General features: G+C 76.7%; 2 protein-coding genes. Both read left to right on the top strand.

Annotation, left to right across the window (positions count from 1 at the left end; all coding sequences use genetic code 11):
• A partial coding sequence (locus tag ACOV8S_RS15935) for a DEAD/DEAH box helicase (RefSeq protein ID WP_448318478.1) occupies positions 1–2,269 on the top strand: 2,269 nt, incomplete at its 5' end.
• Positions 2,266–3,667, top strand: a 1,402-nt coding sequence (locus ACOV8S_RS15930) for an SWIM zinc finger family protein (protein ID WP_448318477.1), incomplete at its 3' end; no start/stop codon positions are given. The genes ACOV8S_RS15935 and ACOV8S_RS15930, both read left to right, overlap by 4 nt.

The following is a 3,667-nucleotide window of genomic DNA, read 5'->3' as shown; positions in this document are numbered from 1 at the left end:
CACCACCCGTCTGGTCCCCCGTGCCCACAGCCTCGCCGACCCCACCGTCGCCATGGACGCGGACGCCCTGTTCGCCGGCGCCGACCACGCGCTGGGCCCCGCCGCCCAGGTGGACATGGTGCGCGCCCTGCGTCGCGCCGCCGACGTGTGGCCGCCCCTGGACCGCCTGCTGCCGGTGCCCGGCGCCCTGGATCTCACCGCCCGCGAGCTGCGTGAACTCCTCGGTGCCGCCGGCGACCGGCTGGCCGCGCACGGCGTCGAGGTGGTCCGCCCGCCCGGCTCGGAGGCCGGCGCCCTCACCGCCCGCGCGGTGGTGGGCTCCGGCCAGGACGACGGCGCCGATCCCAGGGCGCTGTTCGGCGGCGCACGCGGCGATCAGGGCGGCCCCGTGCAGCTGACCTGGCAGCTCTGCCTGGACGACGACCCGCTCACCGAGGAGGAGACCGCCGAGGTCACCGCCGTGGTGGAGGCGGGCGGCTCCGCCGTCCGGCTGCGCGGCCGGTGGCTGCTGATCGGCGACGCCCCCGCCCGCACCGTCCGCGAGAAGGGCGGCCTCAGACCCCTCACGGCGGTCGAGGCGCTGGCCGCCGCGCTGACCGGCGGTACGGAGGTGCAGGGCGCCGAGGTCTCCGTGCTGCCCGACGAACGGCTCGTCGAGATCGCCCGCAGCCTCACCGCGCCCGGCCGGGGTGACGACACCGAACTGGTCGAGCCTCCGGCCGCGCTCGACGCCACCCTGCGCGACTACCAGCTCCGAGGCCTGACCTGGCTGCACCGGCTCACCTCCCTCGGCCTCGGCGGCTGCCTCGCCGACGACATGGGCCTGGGCAAGACCGTCCAGCTGATCGCCCTCCACCTGCTCAGACGCGGGCGGGGCGGGGAGGCCGGCGGACCCACCCTGGTGGTCTGTCCCGCCTCGCTGCTCGGCAACTGGGAACGCGAGGTGAAGCGTTTCGCCCCGGGCGTCCCGGTCCGCCGGCACCACGGCCCCGGCCGCACCCTGGAGGGCGTCGAGGACGGCGTCGTCCTCACCACCTACGGCACCATGCGCCTCGACGCGGCCCAACTCGCCGCGGTCCACTGGGACCTGGTCGTCGCCGACGAGGCCCAGCACGTGAAGAACGCCTACTCCTCCACCGCCAAGGCGCTGCGCCGCATCGGCGGCGACGCCATCCGGATCGCCCTCACCGGCACCCCCGTGGAGAACAACCTCTCCGAGCTCTGGGCCATCCTCGACTGGACCACCCCCGGGCTCCTCGGCGGCCACGCCCGGTTCCGCCGCCGCTGGATCGCCCGCATCGACGCCGAACGCGGCGGGCGCACCGACCGCACCGATCGCGCCGACCGCACCGAGCGCACCGACCGCTCCGACAGCGCCGGGACCGCGGCCGCACGCGCCGCCACCGGACCGGGCGAACTGCCCGCCGCCGAGCAACTGGCGGCACTCGTCAGTCCGTTCCTGCTGCGGCGGCGCAAGAGCGACCCCGGCATCGCCCCCGAACTGCCGCCCAAGACCGAGACCGACCGTCCGGTCCCGCTGACCGCCGAACAGGCCGCGCTGTACCGGGCCCAGGTGGAACGGGCCATGGCGCGGATCCGCGCAGCGGGCGAACAGAAGGGCGGGGACGGCGCGTTCGCCCGGGCGGGCATGGTGCTGCGGCTGCTCACCTCGCTCAAGCAGATCTGCAACCACCCGGCCCAGTTCCTCAAGGAGGACCCGGCCGAGGCGCGGCTGACCGGCCGCTCCGGCAAGCTGGAACTGCTGGACGAGCTGCTCGGCACCATCCTCGCCGAGGACGGCGCCGCCCTGGTCTTCACCCAGTACGTCACCATGGCCCGCCTCCTGGAACGCCACCTCGCCGCACGCGGCGTCCCCGCGCTGCTGCTCCACGGCGGCACCCCGGTCGCCGAAAGGGAGCGGCTGGTGCGGCGGTTCCAGGACGGCGAGGCGCCGGTCTTCCTGCTCTCGCTCAAGGCGGCCGGCACCGGCCTCAACCTGACTCGCGCCGACCATGTCGTCCACTACGACCGCTGGTGGAACCCGGCCGTCGAGGCGCAGGCCACCGACCGCGCGCACCGCATCGGGCAGACCCGGCCGGTGCAGGTGCACCGGATGATCGTCGAGGGCACGGTCGAGGACCGCATCGCCGCGCTGCTGGAGGCCAAGAAGGAACTCGCCGACGCCGTCCTCGGCTCCGGGGAGCAGGTGCTCGCCCGGCTGTCCGACGACGAACTGGCCGACCTGGTCGCGCTGAGGAGCACCGAATGAACGACGCCGCAGCACCGTCGGCCGGATCCGCCGGGGAGCGGACCCTGCCCGCGTTCCCCGTCCGCCGTGGCGGGGCCACCCGCGGCCGCACCGCCTGGGCACGGGTGTGGACGACGGCCGTGGAGGACGTCTGGCCGGAGGAGGAGCCGCTCCGGCGCGGCCGTGCCTTCGCCCGCTCCGGCCGCCTGGGGCCCGTCACCGTCGCCCCGGGCCGGATCCGCGCCGAGAGCTACGCGGGGGACGCGGCGTACGCGACGGAGCTCACCGTGCCCGTGCTGGACGACGTCGCATGGGACCGGATCTCCGAACACCTCGCCGACCGGCCGGAGTGGGCGGCCGCGCTGCTGGAGGGGACACTGCCCGCCGAGCTCGCCGGGGAGGCGGGGCTGCCACTGTTCCCCGGCCACGGCGACCTCGACGCCGACTGCGGATGCGACGCCCCCGAGCACCCGTGCGCGCACGCCCTGGCGCTGGCCGTCCAGACGGCGTGGCTGCTCGACGACGACCCCTGGCTGCTGGCGCTGCTGCGCGGGCGGACCCGTGAGGCGGTGCTCGACGATCTGAAGTCGGAGCTGATGCTGCGGGCCATGACGGAGGTGACGGGGGAGGACGACGGGACGGCCCCGGCCGCCGACGCCGACGAGGCGGCTCCGGAAGAGGAGCAAGAGGGAGGGGGCGAGGCGGCCCCGCAGGAGGTGGACGACGAGGCGGAGGAGGACGTCGAGCCCGTCCCCGTCGACCCGCCGGAGCCCGACGGCAGGGTCCCGCGGAGCAACCGTGACGCCTACGGCCGCCCCCCGGTGCCGCTGCCGCCGCTGCCCCCGGTGCCGAAGCGGCACGCCGGGGCGGAGGAGGAGCCGCCGGCCACCGGGATCGAGGCGGACCCGCTGGACCGGCTGGTGGCCGACGCGGCGGTACGGGCGCGCGAGCTGCTGGCCCATCTGCACGGCGCGGGCCCCGAGGACCCGCCGCCTCCGGCGGACCCGTGGCAGGACACCGTGCGCCTGGCCGCCACCCACCCGGACCCGCGGGCGCGGGAGCGGCTGCGGCAGGCGGTGGCGGAGCGGGCCGCCGAGCGCGGCGCCGGGCACGACGTCGACCAGCTGGCCGAGGCGTGGCGCACGGCCGGCGCGGCCGGGCTGGACGTACTGGAACACCCCTGGACGCCGGCCCCCGCGACGACGGCGCGCGCACGGACCGCGCTGGCCGAGGCGTGGTCGCCGGACGAGGAACCGCGGCTCACCGTGGAGGAGAACCGCTTCACCTTCGGGGGGAGAGGCCTGCAGCTGCGCCTGGGGCGGGACGGCCGCTGGTACGGGTACCGGCGGCGCGACGGGGCGTGGTGGCCCTCCGGCGAGCCGGCCACCGACCCCGCGGCCGCGACCGCCGAACTCCTGG

This window comes from Streptomyces sp. CO7 (genome assembly GCF_053474865.1).
The sequence above is the reverse complement of the archived record's forward strand: the minus strand, read 5'-3'. Positions and strand labels throughout refer to the sequence as shown.